Origin of the sequence: Caballeronia sp. LZ062, from assembly GCF_031450785.1 — a bacterium.
GTDB lineage: Bacteria > Pseudomonadota > Gammaproteobacteria > Burkholderiales > Burkholderiaceae > Caballeronia.
On sequence record NZ_JARTWB010000002.1, the window covers coordinates 929,869 to 948,768 of the forward strand.

Genomic DNA, 18,900 nt, shown 5'->3' on the forward strand with positions numbered 1-18,900 from the left:
ATCTCAGACACTGGAGGCCGAAGCCGTCTCCTGCGCGCGCAGACGCGGCAGCAGGCGGTCGAACTCACGTTTGACGAGGCCGTAGCATTCGCATGCGCGCGCTTCCAGCCCTTCGCGATCCACCACCTTGATGCAGCCGCGGCTATGGTGGATGAGGCCCGCATCGTGCAGCTTGCCGGCCGCTTCGGTGACGCCTTCGCGGCGCACGCCGAGCATGTCGGCGATCAGCTGCTGCGTGACTTGCAGTTCGTTCGACGCGGTACGGTCGATTTCGATCAGAAGCCAGCGGCAAAGTTGCTTGTTGAGCGAGTGATGACGATTACACGCCGCCGTTTGAGCGACCTGCGTGAGCAGGGCTTGCATGTAGAGGAGCATCAGCCGGCGCAGGAAGTCGGAGCGGCCGAACTGCTCACGCAGCGCCTGGGCGCTCATGCGATACGCGAAGCCCGGGCACTGCACCTGGACGCGCGTGGGCATGGTTTCGCCGCCCGTCAGGACCGGCACGCCCGTCATGCCTTCGCGGCCGACTGCGGCGATTTCGACCGAGCCGCCGTCTTCCATCGTATGAAGCAGCGAGATGATGGCGGTCGTCGGGAAGTACACGTGATGAATACGTTGGCCCGAATCGCACAGCAGCTGCTCGGTGCGGAGTTGAACCAGTTCGAGATGCGGAGTCAGAGCTTGCCATTCGTGCGCGGGAAGGGCGCCGAGGAGGTGATTGCCGTGCAGGTCGGACTGAAGGGTCAGCATGTTTGTTCTCTCGTAACTTCGCGCGTTGCGCTTCACTTTTTTCTTTACTGGTGTGATCGTTCTCGGGTTCGCGTCTCGCGCGCTTATGAAAACGTCTCACACCAGCCCCGTGTACAGCCCGTGCTCGCCTGAGTTGATTTAGTAGATCGCGTCGCTTCGGGTTGCGCGACTCATTTAGCGAGGACTGTGCCAATGCGGCGAACGTCAATGCTGGTGGGGCCTCATCGGGAAAACGCTCACGGTGATGCGGCGCAGCGTCGTCTTTTTGTTTCAGTCTTGAACATCGGTGGTCTTAGGAATCCGCCTCTGCCCGGAGGGGTATCGTCAGCGCAAACAGCCGAATTGCCGGGTCTGCCTTTGACGATCACCGTGCGATAAGCCTCAGAGAGCCGCGCCCCATCGAACGAACCCCTCCTTTTGTAGGGTCAATGAAAATTGATTCATCTGTGTTCCATCATGTTCGTGGGCTAACGAACGTGCAGCCGCCGCGAGCCTGCTTGTATCCCTTCGCAGCCTTGCTGCGCAAGGGTTTGCGCGAAACGGCCAATGTGATCCGCCGCGTTTTCGCAAACCGCTAAACGTTGCGCCCAGTGCACGAAATGGCCCGTCTGTGGGCCATGCCGCGCCCGAATGCGTGAATCGTGCCTGCAACGGGGCGAGGGATGGCTCACACAAAGCCGGTGCAGAAGGCGCTCATGGCGCTCGGAAATCGCATACACATGTCAAACGTTTGCGCCGCGCGCGCCGTAATTTGGCCTTGTTTGCCGCACGAACGGACTCATGAAACGTATGAGAAGCCGCATTCGGCCCCATCACGCAGCGCGGAAATGTTTCATCGGGGACAACACGGCCGATCACCGCACGACGATATCTCACCATGCGCGCGTGAAATGCGGATGACGCAACGCATCGCCATCACGAGGTCATACGCATTTGCTTGCCGAGATGCGCGCAATCGCGCATATGGAATGATCAGCAGACGATAGCCGCAAGCGTGGGCACCACGCGTTCATAAGCGGCTTCCATGGCGTCGAACGAGGCGTCGCAGAGATCGTGCTCAGCATGGGTCAGCGCGCGTGCAAGCCGGCATTGCAGGCTCATCGCCTCGCTTGCAATCGTCCGCGCAGCGACGTGCGCGCTGAGCGGAATGTCGAAGCCTTGCTCGCGCATCCATTCGAGGTAATGCGCAAGCAACTCGAAGTTGGCGCCGAGCTGACGCATCACATTGCGGGCATAAACGTGCGCATACGCTTCGCCGCGTTCGAGCATCGTCTCGACATGCGCGGGAAACGCGCTGCGCCAGCGCGATATCGGGTTATGCATCGGACGGCGCAGCAGATGCGCGCACAACAGGTCCGCCGATACTTCCGCGAGCGATGTCCCCGACAGTGCGTCGCGCACGTGCTTCACAAATTCTGCGTGCGGGAACAATGCTTGCCCTTGCGTTGTGCCCGCTGCACCGGATGAATCCGCATCGTGCGCAGCATTGGTTCGCAGCACGCCGTCGTAATCGTCGCCATGAAGAAGGTGATAGCCGCTGTGATGAAAGTAGCCGAGCCGTCTTGCGTTGGGATCGATCACATCGATGGCGATAGTCGTCTTCACATGTTCGCGCCGGTAAGCATGTTCGCGCATGTCCGGCAGGAAGAAGGCATCGACTTCGACCAGGACCGTATTCGCGCGGCGCGTCTGCACGAGCGCGCGTTCCTCGAGCGAGGCGAACACGGCGAGTTCCTGCACTTGCATGCCGTACAGCTTTTCGATGTCTTCGCACGGCGGCCGGCCGAGCGTGAACTGATCTTCTTCGAAGTCTTGCGTGACCGTGAAGGCAAGCATCGCATGCGGTTCGAGTCCGTTGCCATGCAGAAGCTCGATCCACAAGTCGACAGGGCCCGTGCCGTCGCGCCAGATGCGCTCGCCCCGATGCAGCGCGTGCGCACGATGACGCTTCGCGCGCATGCGTAAAGGATCGAGTGAAACGACGCGTGAACGACTGACGCCGGAACTCGTCATACCGCTGGTATGAAACGCGCTCATGGGCTTACCTCGGGCCTGAAAAGCCGGCAACCGGTACCGCGTGCGCGCCGAAGCATTCGTTGTTTTTACCTGCGCGCTTAAAGCCGCGCTGAAAGGCGCGCATAACGGCGCATTTATCGCTTTTCAGGGCGTCGCATTCGATGGCGGGTTGCATTGTGATTTTCCCATGAAGGTGCCAGACGACGCGAGTGCTATCGCAGCACGTGCGGGAGCCTTCCGCGCAATGCGCAGGACTCGATGACGTGTCGTGACGAGATCTCGTGAAGGCGTCCTTTTCCCCGAGGGCGCCTTCTTGTGTGGTTGGCCTTATTTGACGGGGCGGCAAGCCCTGGAGTCGGTGCGCCCCCGCACTGAAAGCTTGTTTCGCGGGACGTAACGTTCAATCGTCGCAACGCCGGTGAGAAGCCGGCAGCAAGGAGAACAACAAATGAATTGGAAGACCCTGGATTTCGAACAGCTCACTGCGCGCGAGCTTTATCTGATTCTGCGTGCGCGCAGTGCGGTGTTCGTCGTCGAGCAATCGCATGTGCATCTAGATGCGGACGGCCGCGATGAAACCGGCGTGCACGTCTTCGCGACCGATGACATGACGCGCCCGATGCCGGTGCTCGCTTACGCGCGCATTCACGAAGGCGATCTCGAAGATCCCGAAGTGGTCGTGGACAAGATCCTCACGAGCCCGCTGCGTCGCGGCGATGGCACGGCGCACGCGCTCATCGAACGCGTGCTGGCCGTTTGCGCCGAACGCTGGCCCGGTCGCGCAGTGCGGCTTACCGCGCCCGTCAGTCTGCGCGGGTTCTATGAAGCGTTCGGCTTTCGCAAGACGGAAGGTCCGTTCCTCGAACATGGCATGCCCTACATCGGTCTGACAAGAAAGGGCCGTTCGACGCGCGAAACAAGCGCAAGCAAGCTGAGCCAGGCGGGCGCCAATGCGTTCGCCAATACCTACGAATTGCTTTGAGCGTTGCCTTCGCGCGCCGCTTCTTTGGCGGCGTGTGCGCTTCACCGCAAGATCAGTAGTTCATCTTCATAACGATAACGAACCACGCGGCCGGTGCACTCACATGTGCCGGCACGCGCGCAACCAGGCCCCCCATGCGAATAGTCCATCTCGCCAACCACGCGCAGATCATCGGTAACGGCACCGTCAACATGATGGTCGATCTCGCCTGCATGCAGGCGCGCATGGGACACGACGTGGTGGTCGCTTCGTCGGGCGGCGGCTTCGAGCCTCTGTTGCGGCGCCACGGCATCACGCATATTCCGTTGCAGCAATCGAGACAGCCGTGGCGTGTCCCTTCGATGATCGCGGGCTTCAATCGTCTCGTCGATCGTTTCGATCCCGACATCGTTCACGCGCACATGATGACGGGCGCGCTGATCTCGCGATTCGGAAGCATGCGGCGGCGCTTCGCGCTCGTGACGACCGTGCATCACGAATTGCAGAAGAGCGCGTCGCTCGTGCGCGCGGGCGATCGCATGGTCGCCGTGAGCGAAGCCGTCGCGCGCACGCTGGAGGAGCGCGGCATCGGGCGAGAGCGGGTGTCGGTCGTGCTCAATGGCGCGGTCAACGCGCCGCGGCTCACGTGCCGTCCCGCTGCGCGGCCGGTAACGATGAGCCGGCCGAATGTCGTATGCGTCGCGGGGATGTATCGGAGGAAAGGCATCGCCGATCTTCTGAAGGCGTTCGCGATCGTGCGCGAGCAAACGGCCCATCAGCGCGAGTTCATTGCGGAGCCGCATCTGTATCTCATCGGCGATGGCCCCGAGCGTGAGTCGATGGAGGCGCTCGCCGCCGAACTGGGACTCTCGTCCGCGGTTCATTTCACGGGATTCGTGGCGGACCCGCGCCCGTATCTCGCGAACGCCGACGTTTTCGCGCTGCTCTCGCATCAGGACCCGTGTCCGCTCGTCATCGGCGAGGCGCGCGAGGCCGGTTGCGCGATTCTCGCGACGCGCGTGGGCGGCATTCCCGAACTGCTGGATGGCGGCGCGGCGGGCGTGCTGGTCGCACCGGGCGATCCTGCGCAGGCCGCTGTGAAGCTGCGCTGGCTTCTGCTTGATTCGCAAGCGCGCGGGCAATATGCGTCGCGCGCGCGTGAAGACGTGCAGCGGCTTTCTGTCGAAAGAGCGGGCAGCGAATACGTCGCGATCTATCAGCAGACGCTCGCCGAAAGAGAGTCGCTGCAACGCCGCGAACAGCGCATGCATGCGCGACGTCCGCGCGCATCCGATGGCGCCATGTAAGCGCCTCATTCGTAGTTTGATACGACGCAGCGCATCATTCTCAGGAACTAAGCAGTACAGGAGAATTTCGCAGTATTGCGTCAGTCGCGTCATACAATAGCCGCCCCCGCGCGAGTGAGCGTTCGCGTTCGCACAGAACGCCTACGAGATGCTTGCTCAAATGAGTGCATGAACGGCTGACGATTTCCGGCCGAAAAAACAAAGCTAAAACGCCGCGCTGTGACGCCGGTCATTCATCAGTTTCCCTGAGGAATGACGGCGCCCGCGCGGCGCGAGCGCAGGCAATTCAGCGTACGAATACCAGCAGCACGGCAACGAGGCACAAGGGCAACGAACAGGAACGGCGGCAAACGCGGCGCGGCGCGCATGTTGAATCAGAGGGAATACCCTGTCAGGAAATTCCTCACTGGTTTTAAATGCGGCGAAGACGCAACGTGTAGTGCGACGAATGCATGTTCGGAAATTCGTCGCCCTGGCCGCCACGGGCGCGTGAGAGCGACGCGCACAGACACACATGGGCTACGGACAGGCGGATAGGGGAGAAGCGTGATGGATGAGAACAAAGAGCGATCGCTGGTGGCAAAGGTCATGGACGGGCTCGTCTCGGGGATCGTCGAGCAGAAATACGGCGCGATACTGCCGCCGCAAGACATCCTTTCGAAAGAGTTCGACGTGAGCCGCACCGTCATGCGCGAGGCGCTCTCGATGCTGCTCGCCCGTCACATGCTGGACGTGCGGCCGAAAACCGGCACGCGCATCCGGCCGATGAGCGACTGGCGTCTTATCGACGAAGATGTCGTGTCGTGGCGTTTTCGCGCGAAACCGGATCAGACGTTCCTGCGCGATGTAATCGAATTCCGCATGTTGATCGAGCCGCGCGCCGCCGCGCTCGCGGCCGCCCGCGCGACGCCCGATGAAATCGCCGGCATCCGCGATGCGTTCGACACGCTCTCGCGCCTGCAAGTGGGCGAGCCGGAGTATCAGGCAGCGGATGAAGTGCTGCATACGCGCATCGTGGCCGCGAGCGGCAACCAGTTCTTCCGGCAGATGACGGCCATCGTGCGCGGCGCGCTCGTGACGGTGAATCCGATCGTCGACGGTATCGAGTCCGTGCGCGAGGCGACGCTCGCGGCGCAGAAGAGCGTCGTCGAGGCGATCGAGTCGAAAGACCCGGCGGCCGCCGAACGCGCGACGCGGGAACTCGTCGATCTCGCAGCCGAGGAAGTGGGCCGCGCGTTCTCGCTCGAACGCATGAGTCAGCCCAGCCAGCCGGTCTCTCCGCCGGACGTGAACGCGTCGGCCGGGGCCTGAGCGGCGCCGGAGGGCACTGTCCGATGAAAGCCGGGCCTCGCGCCCGGCTTTGTCGTTTCTGCGCGGTCCGATCAGGCACAATGCCCCGCACGATATACATTGAGAGGCACGACTCATGAACCGAATTCGCTGGGGCATCGTCGGCGCGGGCCGCATCGCGCGGCGCTTCGCCGAGAGCCTGCAACACGTCGAGGGCGCGACGCTCGCGGGCGTCACTTCGCGGCGCGCGGAGTCTGCGCGCGCGCTTGCCGAGCCGTTCGGCGCTGCCGCGTTCGACGATTTCGACGATCTGCTCGCAAACATCGACGCGCTCTACATCGCAACGATGCAGGACAGCCACCCGCACTATGCGTTGCGCGCGTTCGCTGCGGGCAAGCCGGTGCTGTGCGAGAAGCCCGCCGCCGTGAACGCGCGGACCTTGCAGCAGATGATCGACGCCGCCCGCGGAGCGAAGCTGCTTTTCATGGAGGCGATGAAGCCGCCGTTCTACCCGCTCTACCGGCGCCTGCGCGAGCACTTGCAGGCCGATCCGATCGGCGAGATCGGGCTCGTGCGCGCGGGCTGCTCGATGGCGAACGTGCCGGCGGACCATCCGTCGTTCTCGCTGGACGCCGGCGGCGGCGCGCTGCTCGATATCGGTATCTACGAGGCGTTTCTCGCCGTCGACTGGCTCGGCGAGGCGCTCGACGTGCAGACCATCGGGCGCGTCGGCGCGACGGGCGTGGACGTCTTCGCGAGCCTCAACGTGCGGCATGAGCGCGGCATCGCGCAACTCTTCTGCGGACTAGATCTGCAAGGACGCGGCGACGCGCTCATCGGCGGCACACAAGGCACGGTGACGATCCACGAGAACTGGTGGAACCCGGCTCGCGCGACCATCGCCTATACGGACGGCCGCAAGGTGGAACTCGACGAGCCCTTTTCGGGCGGCGGCCTCAATTACGAGACCGCGCACTTCTGCGAGCTATTGCGCGCGGGCGCGACCGAAAGCCCGGTCATGCCGCACGTGATGTCCATGCGCATGATGGCGATCATGGACGCGGCGCGGCGCGATCTCGGGGTTCGCTTTCCGTTCGAGGAAGACTGAACGCCGAGCCGGGAAGAACGCGAGCGCGTTTAATGCCGCCCGGGCAGCGCGAGCCGCCGTTCGAACAAGCGCTGCACGATTTCCAGCACGCTGCACAGCACCCAGTAGACGAACGCTGCCGCGAGATAGAGCGGCAGCGGCTGATACGTCGACGCGATCACTTCCTGCGCGCTTCGCAAAAGCTCGGTTACGGTGATGACCGACACCAGCGACGTGTCCTTGATGAGACTGATGAGGCTGTTCGAGAGACTCGGCACCGCGATGCGCAGCGCCTGCGGCCCGATCACGTAGCGCAGCGTCTGGGTGCGCGACAGGCCGAGACTGTACGCCGCGAGCCACTGGCCGCTGTGAATGCCCAGAATCGCCCCGCGCATGCTTTCCGACAGATACGCCGCCACGTTCGCCGACAGCGCGATCACGCCGGCAGGCGTCGGTTCCAGCGAGATGCCGAGGCTCGGCAAGCCGTAATAGATCACGAAGATCTGCACGAGGAGCGGCGTGCCGCGCATCACGCTGACATAGCAGCGGCCGATGGCGACGAGCGCCCGACTGCGGCTGATGCCCATCAACGCCAGCGCGATGGCGGCGATCAGGCCGAAGAACATCGAGTAGAGCGCGAACTTGATCGTCAAGAGCGCGCCTTGCGCGAGCACCGGGGCCGATTGAACGAGCAGGGAAGTGGTGGACATGAACGGGAAAACGTAGGCGGAAAGCGCGCGAGTCGAAACAAAAGCCGGGCGGCGCGCGAAAGCGCACATCATAAACCGGACGCGAAAAAGAGAAGGGCGGCACCGTGAGACGATGCCGCCCGATCATGCGTACGCAGTCGCGTGCTTACTTCGCCGGCTTCGTCACGTCGATGCCGAACCACTTATCCGAGATCTTCGCGAACGTGCCGTCCTGTTCGAGCTGGGTCATCGCGTCGTCGATGGCCTTCGCGAACTTCGGATTGCCCTTCTTGAACGGAATGCCCGACGGATTGCCCGCGCCGACGTTCGCGCCCGTGCGCAGCGGCAACTGCGAGTTCTTCAGCAGATACGCGAGCATCAGGCGGTCGTTGAGCGCGGCGTCCAGACGGCCCGCCGCCAAGTCGCGCAGGTATTCCGGCGCGCCCGGATACGTCTTCACGTCGATGCCCGGCACCGACTTCGCCATGTCCATGTAGTTCGTGCCGAGGCCGACGCCGAGCTTCTTGCCCTTCAGATCGTCGAGCGTCTTGAACTCGCGCTTGTCGTCGGCGCGCTGGATCAGTTGCGCGTTCGAGTACGTGTACGCCGGCGAGAAGTCGAGCGTTTCCTTGCGCTTGTCGGTGATGCCGACCTGGTTCACGATCACGTCGAACTTGCCCGCCTGCAGGCCCGCGATGATGCCGCTCCACTCCGTCGTGACGAACTCGGGCTTCACGCCGAGCTTGGCGGCGACGGCCTTCGCGATATCCACGTCGAAGCCGACCAGCTCGCCCGACGGCGCCTTCGAGTTGAACGGCGGGAACGTGCCTTCCAGACCAACGCGCAGCGTGCCGCGCTGCTTGACCTGATCGAGCAGGTCTTCCGCGTGCGCCGTGGCCGTGACCGCGGTGAACGCCGCGCCGATCAGGCTGGCGGCGACGAGCTTCTTGAGCGTGGACAGGTTCATCGTGTTGTTCTCCTCGTGTTGGCAAAGTGGTGCGCCGCTTCTTTCAGCGCCGCGCCCGATAGGTGCGGCATCATAGAGAAAAGGCAACGCGCGCGTAAGATCGTTTGCTTATGTCTATATTCCCTGCGCGAGCGACTCGACGCATTCGGTGACGAGCGCCGGCCCGCGATAGATCAGCCCCGTGTAAATCTGCACGAGCGATGCGCCCGCCGCGAGCTTCGCCCGGGCGTCGGCACCCGAGAAGATGCCGCCCACGCCGATGATCGGCACTTCCGTGCCTACTTCGGCGCGCAGCTTCCGGATCACTTCGTTCGATGCATCGAACACCGGACGCCCCGACAATCCGCCTGCTTCGTCGCCGTGCTTCATGCCGGTCACGGCTGTGCGCGAAAGCGTCGTGTTGGTGGCGATCACGCCGTCGATGCGATGCGTGAGCAGCGTGCCCGCGATCGACTTGATCTGCTCGTCGTCGAGATCGGGCGCGATTTTCAGCGCGAGCGGCACGAGCTTGCCGTGCAGATCCGACAAACGCTGCTGCTTGTCCTTCAGCGCGCCGAGCAGCGCGTCCAGTTCGCCCGCTCCCTGAAGTTGTCGCAAGTTCTTCGTATTCGGCGACGAAATGTTGATCGTCACGTAGCTCGCGAACGGATACACGCGCTCCAGACAGTACAGATAGTCTTCGGCGGCGCGCTCGATGGGCGTATCCGCGTTCTTGCCGATGTTGAGCCCGAGCACGCCGCGATAACGAGCGGCCTGCACGTTCGCGACGAACTGATCGACGCCGCCGTTGTTGAAGCCCATCCGGTTGATGAGCGCGCTCGCTTCAGGCAAGCGGAAGATGCGCGGGCGCGGGTTGCCCGGCTGCGCGCGCGGGGTCACGGTGCCCACTTCGATGAAGCCGAAGCCGAGCGCCGCGAGCCCGTCGATGCACGCGCCGTCCTTATCCAGTCCCGCCGCGAGGCCGACCGGATTTCGGAACGTGAGGCCCATCACGGTGCGCGGCGAATCGGGGCCTCGCTTGCCGAGCATGCCGGCGAGTCCGGTGCGGCCGGCGGCGCGCAGCACGCGCAAGGTCAGATGATGCGCGTCTTCCGCGTCCATGCGAAAAAGGTGCGAACGCGCGAGCGGGTAGAGAGAACTGAACACGGATGAGAGCCGGCGACGGCGGATTTTTTTAAGACCGCTATTTTAGCGGCTTTGTCACGCCCGCCCGGCCCGAATGGATTGGCGCTTGGACGCGGTTACTTCGGCTGCACCAGCCCGGTGCTGCGGCCCGGCATCGGCAAAGCGCCGGCCGAGTGCGTCGTCGCGGGATCGAGCACGGACCAGCGGCCATCGACGAGCCCTTCCAGCGGCCGGAAATTGGCCTTGTACGCCATTTTTTCGCTCTCGCGAATCCAGTAGCCGAGATACACGTGCGGCAGGTCCAGGCTTCTCGCCTGCTCGATCTGCCACAGGATGTTGAACGTGCCATAGCTCGTCTTCGGCAAATCCGGTTCGAAGAACGTGTACACCGACGACAACCCGTCGCCCAGAATGTCGATCATGCTGATCATGCGCAGCGCGCCGGGCGCATCGGGATTGTCGGGCGAAGCCGGTTCGCGGAATTCCACGAGCCGCGAGTTGATCCGGCTTTGCAGCAGAAACTGCTCGTACTGATCGCGGCTGTCGCGGTCCATGCCGCCGCCCGCGTGCCGCGCCGATTGATAACGCATGTAGAGCGCGTAGTGTTCTTCGTCGTAATGCAGGGGCGCCACGCTCGCGATCAGATTGCCGTGCTGCTTCCACACGCGCCGCTGCGTGCGGTTCGGCGCAAAGCGCGCGACAGGCACGCGCACCGGCACGCAGGCGCGGCAGCCGTCGCAGTACGGGCGATAGGTGAACACGCCCGAGCGCCGGAAGCCCGCCTTGACGAGTTCCGTGTAGACGTCGGAGTTGATCAGATGGCTCGGCGTCGCCACTTGCGAGCGCGCGACGCGCCCTTCCAGGTAACTGCAAGGGTAAGGCGCTGTTGCATAGAATTGCAGCGCGGAAAGCGGTGACAGTGGCAGCTCGTTCGGATGTGTCACTTTGGCGGCTCTCGCAGGCGTCGTCTCTTTCATTGCCGCGTGTCTCCCGATGTCGGGCGAGGCGCGCGGCGGATCGTGCTTGTCTGAGTACTTGCGTCGCAAACGTCGCGCCCGAGCGAGGCGGCGGTCAGCGCGCCGGGGTCTCGAGGAGATCGATGAGCACGGCTTTATCGAAGCGCCACGGGATGGGCGCTTCGGCGACCGCGCGGCGCAGATGCGCGACGAACGCGCGGCGAGGAATCTCGCGGCCGCCCAGCGACGCCAGATGCGACGTGTTCTGCTGGCAGTCTATCATCTCTATTTTGTGGCGGCGCAAGTGTCCGATCAGTGCGGCGAGCGCGATTTTCGAGGCATCCGTTTCGTGCGCGAACATCGATTCGCCGAAGAACATGCGCCCGAACGACACGCCATAGAGGCCGCCCACGCGCACGCCCTCATGCCATGTTTCCACGCTGTGCGCCTCGCCCGCCCGATGCAGCGAGGTGTACGCCTCCACGATATCCGCCGTGATCCACGTGCCGCGCTGGCCTTCGCGCGGCGTGTCGGCGCAGGCGCGCATCACGGCGGGGAAGTCGTGATTGACGCGCACTTCCCACGCGTCGTCGCGCAGAACGCGCTTCAACGTCTTGCGCAGCGAATGCGACACCTTGAACTCGGCGGGCACGAGCACCATGCGCGGATCGGGACTCCACCACAGCACGGGCTGTCCGTCCGAATACCACGGGAAGATGCCGCGCCGATACGCCTCGACGAGCCGCGAGGGCAGCAGATCGGCGCTCGCGGCGAGCAGCCCGGGCGCGCCGCTCGATGCGCCGAGCGCGCGCTCGACCGGCGGAAACGGGTCGTCGTGACCGAGCCAGGGAACCATGGTCGTCCGACGCCGTTCAGCCTTCGCGCAGCGTGCGGAAGATGTCGCCGGTATGCAGCGTGAAATTGCCGGCGGCGCGGTCGGCGAAGAAAAAGCGCAGCGTCTGGCCGACGGTCGGGAACGCGATCTCGTCCCACGGAATTTCGCTCTCCTCAAAGAGCCGCACTTCCAGACTTTCCTCGCCGGGGTCCAGTTCGATATCCAGCAGCCGTGCAAGGTAAAACAGATGCACCTGATGCACGTGCGGCACGTTCAGCAGCGTGAAGAGGCTCTGAATCTCGACGCGCGCGCCGGCTTCCTCCAGCGTTTCGCGGGCGGCGCCTTCGCTCGTCGTCTCTTCCATTTCCATGAAGCCGGCGGGCAGCGTCCAGTAGCCGTAGCGCGGCTCGATCGCGCGGCGGCACAAAAGCACCTTGTCATCCCACACGGGCACCGTGCCCACGACGTTGCGCGGGTTCTGATAGTGCACGGTGCCGCAGTTGTTGCAGACGAATCGCTCGCGGTTGTCGCCGGGCGGAATGCTCAGGCCGACCTCGTGGCCGCAGACGGAACAGAATTTCATGGAAATGGACGCTGGAAGTGTGCTGCGAGTGTATCACTGGGGCGGGGCGGCTTTCGCGGGTTGCTGCGGGTGCCGGGCGCCGCGCGATGAGTCGCTACAATAGTTGCCGATAGCCTCATTTTTCCATTCCTTCAGCGCGCCGCGCTCCAGCGAAGCCATGTCCTCTCCGTCAGCCGGTTCATCTCGTCCTCCGATGCTCGCCACAGCCGATGCCCTCGGTCGTCTGCTCGACGCCGCGCGCCCGGTGGCGGACACCGAGCGTATCGACACGCTCGACGCGCCCGGCCGCGTGCTCGCCGCCGACGTGATTTCTCCGCTCGACGTCCCGCCGATGCACACGAGCGCCATGGACGGCTACGCGGTCCGCGCCGAGGATCTCGCCGCCGCCAGCGACGCCGCGCCGGTCGCGCTGCGCGTCTCACAGCGCATTCCTGCCGGACACACGGCCGAGCCGCTCGCGGCGGGCACGGCGGCGCGCATTTTCACGGGCGCGACGGTGCCGCCCGGCGCGGATGCCGTCGTCATGCAGGAGATGACGCAGGCGTCCGACGATGGCAGCGTTGCGTTCACGCAGCCGCCGGCCGCAGGCGAATGGATCACGCGGCAGGGCGCGGATATCGAGCGCGGCTCGGTCATTCTGCGCGCGGGCACGCGGCTCACGCCGCAGGCGCTGGGTCTCGCGGCGTCGGTCGGATGCGCGGCGCTGGATGTGAGGCGGCGCGTGCGCGTCGCGATTTTCTTTACCGGCGACGAATTGCGCATGCCCGGCGAGCCGCTCACGCCCGGCGCCATCTACAACTCGAACCGCTTCACGCTGCGCGCGCTGCTCGCGAAGCTCGGCTGCGACGTGACCGACTTCGGCATCGTGGCCGACCGGCTCGACGCCACGCGCGAAACCCTGCGCCGCGCCGCGCTCGACCACGATCTGATCCTGACGTGCGGCGGCGTTTCGGTCGGCGAGGAAGATCACGTGAAGCCGGCGGTCGAAGCGGAAGGGCGCATCGCGATGTGGCAGATCGCCATGAAGCCGGGCAAGCCGCTCGCGTTCGGCGCGGTCCGGCGCGGCGCAGGCGGGCAGGAGGCGTTCTTTATCGGCTTGCCGGGAAATCCTGTTTCCAGTTTCTGCACGTTTTTGCTCTTCGTGCGGCCGTTCGTCTTGCGCCTCGCGGGCGTCGAGGATGTCGCGCCGCGTGTCTACTCGATGCGCGCCGACTTCACTCAGAAAAAGGGCGACCGGCGCAATGAGTTCCTGCGCGCGCGCGTGAACGATAGCGGCGGCCTCGATCTCTTCCCGAACCAGAGTTCGGCGGTGCTGACGTCCACCGTCTGGGGCGACGGCCTCATCGACAATCCGCCGAATCACGCAATCAGCGCCGGCGAGACGGTGCGGTTCATCCCCTTTTCAGAACTGATGCGGTAAGGAACGAAGTCAATGAAAGTCGAACTGAGATTTTTCGCGAGCGTGCGCGAGGCGCTGGGCGTCGCAAACGAAACGGTGAGCGTGCCGGATACGGTCGTCAATGTCGGCGACGTGCGCGCCTGGCTGCGGATGCGCGGCGGCGTGTGGGCCGAGACGCTCGCGGAAGGCCGCGCGCTGCGCATGGCCTGCAATCACGTGATGACGAACGCATCCCAGCGCATCACCGATGGCTGCGAAGTCGCGTTCTTCCCGCCGGTCACGGGTGGCTGACATGGCGATGCGTGCGAAAGTCCGCGTGCAGGAAGCCGATTTCGATATCAGCGCTGAAGTGGCCGCGCTGCGCGCCGACAACCCGAAGGTCGGCGCGGTAGCGTGCTTCGTCGGCACGGTGCGGGATCTGAACGAAGGCAGCGCCGTCGAGACGATGGAACTGGAGCACTATCCCGGCATGACCGAGAAATCGCTGGAAGCGATCGCCGAGCAGGCACGCGAACGCTGGCGCGGCTCGGACGTGCTGATCGTGCATCGCGTGGGCAAGCTCAAGCCGCTCGATCAAATCGTGCTCGTCGCGACGACGGCGATGCATCGCGCGGAAGCGTTCGAATCGTGCGCGTTCGTGATGGATTATCTGAAGACGCAGGCGCCGTTCTGGAAGAAAGAGAAAACGGAGAACGGCGAACGTTGGGTCGACGCCCGCGAATCCGACGACGCCGCCCTCGCGCGCTGGACGCCGCCGCAAGGCTGACCAGCGCCGGTCGTTCTCGTGGTCGACGTGAGTTTGCCCACTGGACGCCGCGGCACAGCTCAGCGAGTCAATCCTCGTCGACAGCTTTGCCGACGAACTTCGCCGGAAACGGCTCGCCCGCCGGGCGCTCGGGGAAACGCGGCTCATCGCGGCCACCCGTGCGCTGGCGCTTGAGCGCGGCGAGCAGCGCTTCCTGCTCCTCTGGAATCCGGTAGTCCCAGCCGAACTTACTCAACTGCAGGCTCTGCGCGATCCGCAGCGCCGGCTCCATGAATTGCACGGCTGCGGCGGGCTCGTAGCGCGCCTCGACGGTGTTCAGAAACAGCGACAGCCAGCGCGCGAAGTGCTGCGGCTTGATGCCCTCCAGCGGCCGATGCGCCTCCTGCACATTCCCCCGATACTGCTTCGAGCCGAGCACGAGGCTGGACCAAAACGTCGTCATCTTTGCGAGATGCTCGTCCCAGCGGCCCGTCAGTTGCCGTGCGAAGATCGGACCGAGCAGCGGATCGTCGTCCACGCGGCGATAGAACGCCTCGACAAGCGCGCGCACATTCGTTTCGGTAGGCTCCCGTTCGCGCGTTACCGCGTCGTCCGTTTCGTTTCGGCTCATGGCTGCAAACAAGTAAGTCGTCGGTCAGTGAGCGCGGAAAGCGGCGCTGATCTGGCTGACGCAGAGCGCCCAAATGGCGCAGAATGTCCAATAATTCTCCGGCGCGTGACGGTCTCGCCGCGCCTGTCGCGAGCGGATATTAGACCTTGTGACGCTCGCGCGGGCGATGGCCCCGGCCGCCGCGCGGATTTGTCCCGGCATTGTCCGTCCTTCGATCTACGCAACCGCAAGTTTATTGTTCCGCCGTTCGACGTGCCCACGCCATGCGACTGACCGATTACACCGATTATGCGCTGCGTGTCCTGCTGTATCTGTCAGTTCGGCCGGCACGGCTCTCGACCATTCGGGAAATCTCCGACGCTTACGGCATCTCCAAGAACCACCTGATGAAGATCGTCCAGCAACTCGGCGAACTCGGTTGGGTAGAAACCGTGCGCGGGCGTCATGGCGGTCTGCGGCTCGCGGCGCGGTCGCGGGAACTGACCATCGGCGAAATCGTGCGGGAAACGGAGAACGACTTCGCGCTCGTCGGCTGCTTCGGCGATCAGACGGAGGACGGCCGCCGTTGCGCGATTCAGCCAGCTTGCCGCCTGCGCGGCGTGTTCGCGGCGGCGCGCGATGCCTTCCTCGCCGAACTGGACAAGCACACGGTCGGCGAATTGTGCGAGCCCGCGAGCGAGATTGCGCGGCTGCTCGGCATTGCGCCCGCGAAGCCCCATGTGACGCCGACGCGCGTCCTGCGCGACGCCTCGTCATGACCGGCACTGCCGCCCGCGCGGCGCGGCACTGAACGAAACCTGCACAGCGCGGTCTTTCGGAAGCGTCGCGGCGCTTTTCCGCTGCCTTGATATTCGAAAAAAATACCGGCGAGAGGCGGTTTCGATGCTTGAAACCGCCTGAAAGCGCCTCATTTTGGTCGTATTCGAATTGGAGCTCACCAAAAATGAGAATCGACAAACTCACCACTAAATTCCAGGAAGCACTGTCGGACGCGCAAAGCCTGGCTGTCGGCAACGACAATCAGTACATCGAGCCCGTGCATCTGCTTTCCGCGCTGATCGCGCAACGCGACGGCTCCGCGCGCTCGCTGCTTTCCCATGCCGGCGTGCAGGTTCAGGCGTTGCAGGCCGCGCTGAACGAGGCGATCAGCCGCTTGCCGCAAGTTCAGGGCACGGACGGAAACGTTCAAGTGAGCCGCGACCTCGCGGGTCTGTTGAACAACGCCGACAAGGAAGCGCAAAAGCTCAACGACACCTACATCGCGAGCGAGATGTTCCTGCTCGCCGTGGCGGACGACAAGGGCGAAGCCGGGCGCATCGCCAAGCAGCACGGGCTCACGCGGCGCGCGCTGGAAGCGGCCATCAACGCCGTGCGCGGCGGCGCGCAGGTCAACAGCCAGGACGCCGAGAGCCAGCGCGAGGCGCTGAAGAAATACACCGTCGATCTGACCGAGCGCGCCCGCGCCGGCAAGCTCGACCCGGTGATAGGCCGGGACGACGAAATCCGCCGCTCGATCCAGATCCTTCAGCGCCGCACGAAAAATAATCCGGTGCTGATCGGCGAGCCGGGCGTCGGCAAGACGGCCATCGTCGAGGGCCTCGCGCAGCGCATCGTGAACGGCGAAGTGCCGGAAACGCTCAAGGGCAAGCGCGTGCTGTCGCTAGACATGGCGGCGCTGCTCGCGGGCGCGAAGTATCGCGGCGAGTTCGAGGAGCGGCTCAAGGCCGTGCTGAACGACATCGCGAAGGACGAAGGGCAGACCATCGTCTTTATCGACGAAATTCACACGATGGTCGGCGCAGGCAAGGCCGAAGGCGCAATGGACGCGGGCAACATGCTGAAGCCGGCGCTCTCGCGCGGCGAGCTGCACTGCATCGGCGCGACCACGCTGGATGAATACCGCAAGTACATCGAAAAGGACGCGGCGCTGGAGCGGCGCTTTCAGAAAGTGCTGGTCGATGAACCGTCGGTCGAAGCGACCATCGCGATCCTGCGCGGACTTCAGGAGAAGTACGAACTGCATCACGGCGTCGAGATCACCGACCCGGCTATCGTCGCGGCGGCGGAACTGTCGCATCGCTATATCACGGACCGCTTCCTGCCGGACAAGGCCATCGACCTGATCGACGAAGCCGCGTCGCGCATCAAGATGGAAATCGATTCGAAGCCCGAAGAGATGGACAAGCTGGATCGCCGTCTCATTCAGCTCAAGATCGAGCGTGAAGCCGTGAAGAAGGAGAAGGACGAAGCATCGCAGAAGCGCCTGCAACTCATCGAAGAGGAAATCGACCGGCTGAACCGCGAATATTCCGATCTCGAAGAAATCTGGACCGCTGAAAAGGCGGCGGTGCAGGGCAGCGCGCAACTGAAGGAAGAGATCGAGAAAGTGCGTGCGGACATCGCGCGTTTGCAGCGCGAAGGCAAGCTCGAAAAGGTTGCCGAATTGCAGTACGGCAAGCTTCCCGAACTCGAAGCGCGCCTGAAGCAGGTCACGCAGGCGGAATCGCAGGAGCAGAACAACCCGACGCGGCCGCGGCTTCTGCGCACGCAGGTCGGCGCGGAGGAAATCGCGGAAGTCGTGTCGCGTTCCACCGGCATTCCCGTGTCGCGCATGATGCAGGGCGAGCGCGAGAAGCTGTTGCAGATCGAAAGCAAGCTGCACGAGCGCGTCGTCGGCCAGGACGAGGCAATCGGCGCGGTCGCGGATGCCATCCGCCGTTCGCGTGCCGGTTTGTCGGACCCGAACCGTCCGTACGGATCGTTTCTGTTCCTCGGGCCGACGGGCGTCGGCAAGACCGAGCTGTGCAAGGCGCTCGCGGCGTTCCTGTTCGATTCCGAGGATCACCTGATCCGCATCGACATGAGCGAGTTCATGGAGAAGCACAGCGTCGCGCGGCTGATCGGTGCGCCGCCGGGATACGTCGGCTATGAAGAAGGCGGCTATCTGACCGAAGCCGTGCGTCGCAAGCCGTACAGCGTGATCCTGCTCGATGAAATCGAGAAGGCGCATCCGGACGTGTTCAACGTGCTCCTGCAAGTGCTGGACGACGGCCGCATGACGGATGGCCAGGGCCGCACGGTGGACTTCAAGAATACCGTGATCGTGATGACCTCGAACCTCGGTTCGCAGGTGATCCAGAGCATGGTCGGCGAGCCGCAGGAAGCCGTGAAGGACGCGGTCTGGGAAGAAGTGAAGCTGCATTTCCGGCCCGAGTTCCTGAACCGTATCGACGATGTCGTCGTGTTCCACTCGCTGGATCGCGCGAATATCGAGTCCATCGCGAAGATTCAGTTGCAGCGTCTGCACGACCGTCTCGCGAAGCTGGACATGCAGCTCGACGTGTCCGATGCCGCGCTGGAGCAGGTCGGCAAGGTGGGCTACGACCCGGTGTTCGGCGCGCGGCCGCTGAAGCGCGCGATTCAGCAGGAGATCGAAAACCCGGTCGCCAAGCTGATCCTCGCCGGGCGCTTTGGACCGAAGGACGTCATTCCGGTCGATATCCGGGACGGCGAATTCGTGTTCGACCGCGTGGTCCACTAAGCTCCACTGAGATCCACT

The 18,900-nt window shown here is 64.1% G+C and carries 20 protein-coding genes; 9 read left to right on the forward strand and 11 right to left on the reverse strand.

Features of this window, described 5'->3' with window-relative positions:
• Positions 1-3 precede the first annotated feature (3 nt).
• From P9239_RS10420 to P9239_RS10430, 3 genes are all read right to left on the reverse strand, one after another.
• Positions 4-750: a Crp/Fnr family transcriptional regulator gene (locus P9239_RS10420; RefSeq protein WP_159836384.1), complete on the reverse strand. Its 747-nt coding sequence runs from the start codon at positions 748-750 to the stop codon at positions 4-6.
• 972 nt (positions 751-1,722) lie between these two features.
• Entirely contained in the window at positions 1,723-2,709 is a 987-nt protein-coding gene (locus P9239_RS10425; protein ID WP_309750410.1) for a DUF1839 family protein, read from the reverse strand.
• An 82-nt stretch (positions 2,710-2,791) separates the two neighbouring features.
• Positions 2,792-2,941: a hypothetical protein gene (locus tag P9239_RS10430; RefSeq protein ID WP_309750413.1), complete on the reverse strand. Its 150-nt coding sequence runs from the start codon at positions 2,939-2,941 to the stop codon at positions 2,792-2,794.
• Between the two features lie 273 nt (positions 2,942-3,214).
• Here P9239_RS10430 and P9239_RS10435 point away from each other — a divergent pair, with 273 nt between their 5' ends.
• From P9239_RS10435 to P9239_RS10450, 4 genes are all read left to right on the forward strand, one after another.
• The gene (locus P9239_RS10435) at positions 3,215-3,748 is read left to right on the forward strand and encodes a GNAT family N-acetyltransferase (protein WP_309750415.1); all 534 of its coding nucleotides are present in this window, start codon (positions 3,215-3,217) and stop codon (positions 3,746-3,748) included.
• Between the two features lie 134 nt (positions 3,749-3,882).
• Positions 3,883-5,034: a glycosyltransferase family 4 protein gene (locus P9239_RS10440; RefSeq protein ID WP_309750418.1), complete on the forward strand. Its 1,152-nt coding sequence runs from the start codon at positions 3,883-3,885 to the stop codon at positions 5,032-5,034.
• A gap of 549 nt (positions 5,035-5,583) precedes the next feature.
• Positions 5,584-6,345, forward strand: a complete 762-nt coding sequence (locus P9239_RS10445; protein WP_309750420.1) for an FCD domain-containing protein — start codon at positions 5,584-5,586, stop codon at positions 6,343-6,345.
• A gap of 115 nt (positions 6,346-6,460) precedes the next feature.
• Positions 6,461-7,432, forward strand: a complete 972-nt coding sequence (locus P9239_RS10450) for a Gfo/Idh/MocA family oxidoreductase (protein WP_309750422.1) — start codon at positions 6,461-6,463, stop codon at positions 7,430-7,432.
• Positions 7,433-7,461: 29 nt separating this feature from the next.
• Here P9239_RS10450 and P9239_RS10455 read toward each other — a convergent pair whose 3' ends face one another.
• The 7 genes from P9239_RS10455 to P9239_RS10485 all read right to left on the reverse strand — a co-directional run bounded on the left by P9239_RS10455 (position 7,462) and on the right by P9239_RS10485 (position 12,725).
• Complete coding sequence (locus P9239_RS10455) at positions 7,462-8,121, reverse strand: amino acid ABC transporter permease (RefSeq protein WP_309750424.1); 660 nt, start codon at positions 8,119-8,121, stop codon at positions 7,462-7,464.
• A gap of 145 nt (positions 8,122-8,266) precedes the next feature.
• Positions 8,267-9,067 carry a cystine ABC transporter substrate-binding protein gene (locus tag P9239_RS10460; RefSeq protein WP_309750426.1) on the reverse strand — a complete coding sequence of 267 codons (801 nt, stop codon included), beginning with the start codon at positions 9,065-9,067 and terminating at the stop codon, positions 8,267-8,269.
• 114 nt (positions 9,068-9,181) lie between these two features.
• Positions 9,182-10,213, reverse strand: a complete 1,032-nt coding sequence (locus tag P9239_RS10465) for a quinone-dependent dihydroorotate dehydrogenase (protein WP_309750428.1) — start codon at positions 10,211-10,213, stop codon at positions 9,182-9,184.
• A 95-nt stretch (positions 10,214-10,308) separates the two neighbouring features.
• Entirely contained in the window at positions 10,309-11,136 is an 828-nt protein-coding gene (locus P9239_RS10470; RefSeq protein ID WP_309753984.1) for an arginyltransferase, read from the reverse strand.
• A gap of 127 nt (positions 11,137-11,263) precedes the next feature.
• Positions 11,264-12,004 (reverse strand): leucyl/phenylalanyl-tRNA--protein transferase, encoded by a 741-nt coding sequence (gene aat, locus P9239_RS10475; RefSeq protein WP_309750429.1) that lies wholly within the window; start codon positions 12,002-12,004, stop codon positions 11,264-11,266.
• Positions 12,005-12,020: 16 nt separating this feature from the next.
• A complete protein-coding gene (locus P9239_RS10480; protein WP_175940470.1) occupies positions 12,021-12,566 on the reverse strand; it encodes an NUDIX hydrolase in 546 nt (181 codons plus the stop codon).
• 33 nt (positions 12,567-12,599) lie between these two features.
• Complete coding sequence (locus P9239_RS10485; RefSeq protein WP_309750432.1) at positions 12,600-12,725, reverse strand: hypothetical protein; 126 nt, start codon at positions 12,723-12,725, stop codon at positions 12,600-12,602.
• A gap of 34 nt (positions 12,726-12,759) precedes the next feature.
• On the opposite strand from P9239_RS10485, the gene glp reads away from it, so the two are divergent.
• The 3 genes from glp to moaE are packed head-to-tail and all read left to right on the forward strand — an operon-like array spanning position 12,760 to position 14,731.
• A complete protein-coding gene (glp, locus tag P9239_RS10490; RefSeq protein WP_404980037.1) occupies positions 12,760-13,986 on the forward strand; it encodes a gephyrin-like molybdotransferase Glp in 1,227 nt (408 codons plus the stop codon).
• A 12-nt stretch (positions 13,987-13,998) separates the two neighbouring features.
• The gene (gene moaD / locus P9239_RS10495) at positions 13,999-14,256 is read left to right on the forward strand and encodes a molybdopterin converting factor subunit 1 (protein ID WP_035970519.1); all 258 of its coding nucleotides are present in this window, start codon (positions 13,999-14,001) and stop codon (positions 14,254-14,256) included.
• 1 nt (position 14,257) lies between these two features.
• Positions 14,258-14,731, forward strand: a complete 474-nt coding sequence (gene moaE, locus P9239_RS10500; RefSeq protein ID WP_309750437.1) for a molybdopterin synthase catalytic subunit MoaE — start codon at positions 14,258-14,260, stop codon at positions 14,729-14,731.
• Positions 14,732-14,798: 67 nt separating this feature from the next.
• Here moaE and P9239_RS10505 read toward each other — a convergent pair whose 3' ends face one another.
• Positions 14,799-15,341: a group III truncated hemoglobin gene (locus P9239_RS10505; RefSeq protein WP_309750439.1), complete on the reverse strand. Its 543-nt coding sequence runs from the start codon at positions 15,339-15,341 to the stop codon at positions 14,799-14,801.
• Positions 15,342-15,604: 263 nt separating this feature from the next.
• On the opposite strand from P9239_RS10505, the gene P9239_RS10510 reads away from it, so the two are divergent.
• Positions 15,605-16,099, forward strand: a complete 495-nt coding sequence (locus P9239_RS10510; RefSeq protein ID WP_309750440.1) for an Rrf2 family transcriptional regulator — start codon at positions 15,605-15,607, stop codon at positions 16,097-16,099.
• Positions 16,100-16,284: 185 nt separating this feature from the next.
• Positions 16,285-18,882 carry an ATP-dependent chaperone ClpB gene (gene clpB, locus P9239_RS10515; protein WP_309750441.1) on the forward strand — a complete coding sequence of 866 codons (2,598 nt, stop codon included), beginning with the start codon at positions 16,285-16,287 and terminating at the stop codon, positions 18,880-18,882.
• Positions 18,883-18,900 lie beyond the last annotated feature (18 nt).

Bases quoted from the DNA above. Each gene is read 5' to 3' on its own strand.
- P9239_RS10420 (WP_159836384.1), bottom strand. From the start codon at position 750: ATGCTGACCCTTCAGTCCGACCTGCACGGCAATCACCTCCTCGGCGCC.
- P9239_RS10425 (WP_309750410.1), bottom strand. From the start codon at position 2,709: ATGCGCGCGAAGCGTCATCGTGCGCACGCGCTGCATCGGGGCGAGCGC.
- P9239_RS10430 (WP_309750413.1), bottom strand. From the start codon at position 2,941: ATGCAACCCGCCATCGAATGCGACGCCCTGAAAAGCGATAAATGCGCC.
- P9239_RS10435 (WP_309750415.1), top strand. From the start codon at position 3,215: ATGAATTGGAAGACCCTGGATTTCGAACAGCTCACTGCGCGCGAGCTT.
- P9239_RS10440 (WP_309750418.1), top strand. From the start codon at position 3,883: ATGCGAATAGTCCATCTCGCCAACCACGCGCAGATCATCGGTAACGGC.
- P9239_RS10445 (WP_309750420.1), top strand. From the start codon at position 5,584: ATGGATGAGAACAAAGAGCGATCGCTGGTGGCAAAGGTCATGGACGGG.
- P9239_RS10450 (WP_309750422.1), top strand. From the start codon at position 6,461: ATGAACCGAATTCGCTGGGGCATCGTCGGCGCGGGCCGCATCGCGCGG.
- P9239_RS10455 (WP_309750424.1), bottom strand. From the start codon at position 8,121: ATGTCCACCACTTCCCTGCTCGTTCAATCGGCCCCGGTGCTCGCGCAA.
- P9239_RS10460 (WP_309750426.1), bottom strand. From the start codon at position 9,067: ATGAACCTGTCCACGCTCAAGAAGCTCGTCGCCGCCAGCCTGATCGGC.
- aat (WP_309750429.1), bottom strand. From the start codon at position 12,004: ATGGTTCCCTGGCTCGGTCACGACGACCCGTTTCCGCCGGTCGAGCGC.
- P9239_RS10480 (WP_175940470.1), bottom strand. From the start codon at position 12,566: ATGAAATTCTGTTCCGTCTGCGGCCACGAGGTCGGCCTGAGCATTCCG.
- P9239_RS10485 (WP_309750432.1), bottom strand. From the start codon at position 12,725: ATGGCTTCGCTGGAGCGCGGCGCGCTGAAGGAATGGAAAAATGAGGCT.
- glp (WP_404980037.1), top strand. From the start codon at position 12,760: ATGCTCGCCACAGCCGATGCCCTCGGTCGTCTGCTCGACGCCGCGCGC.
- moaD (WP_035970519.1), top strand. From the start codon at position 13,999: ATGAAAGTCGAACTGAGATTTTTCGCGAGCGTGCGCGAGGCGCTGGGC.
- moaE (WP_309750437.1), top strand. From the start codon at position 14,258: ATGGCGATGCGTGCGAAAGTCCGCGTGCAGGAAGCCGATTTCGATATC.
- P9239_RS10505 (WP_309750439.1), bottom strand. From the start codon at position 15,341: ATGAGCCGAAACGAAACGGACGACGCGGTAACGCGCGAACGGGAGCCT.
- P9239_RS10510 (WP_309750440.1), top strand. From the start codon at position 15,605: ATGCGACTGACCGATTACACCGATTATGCGCTGCGTGTCCTGCTGTAT.
- clpB (WP_309750441.1), top strand. From the start codon at position 16,285: ATGAGAATCGACAAACTCACCACTAAATTCCAGGAAGCACTGTCGGAC.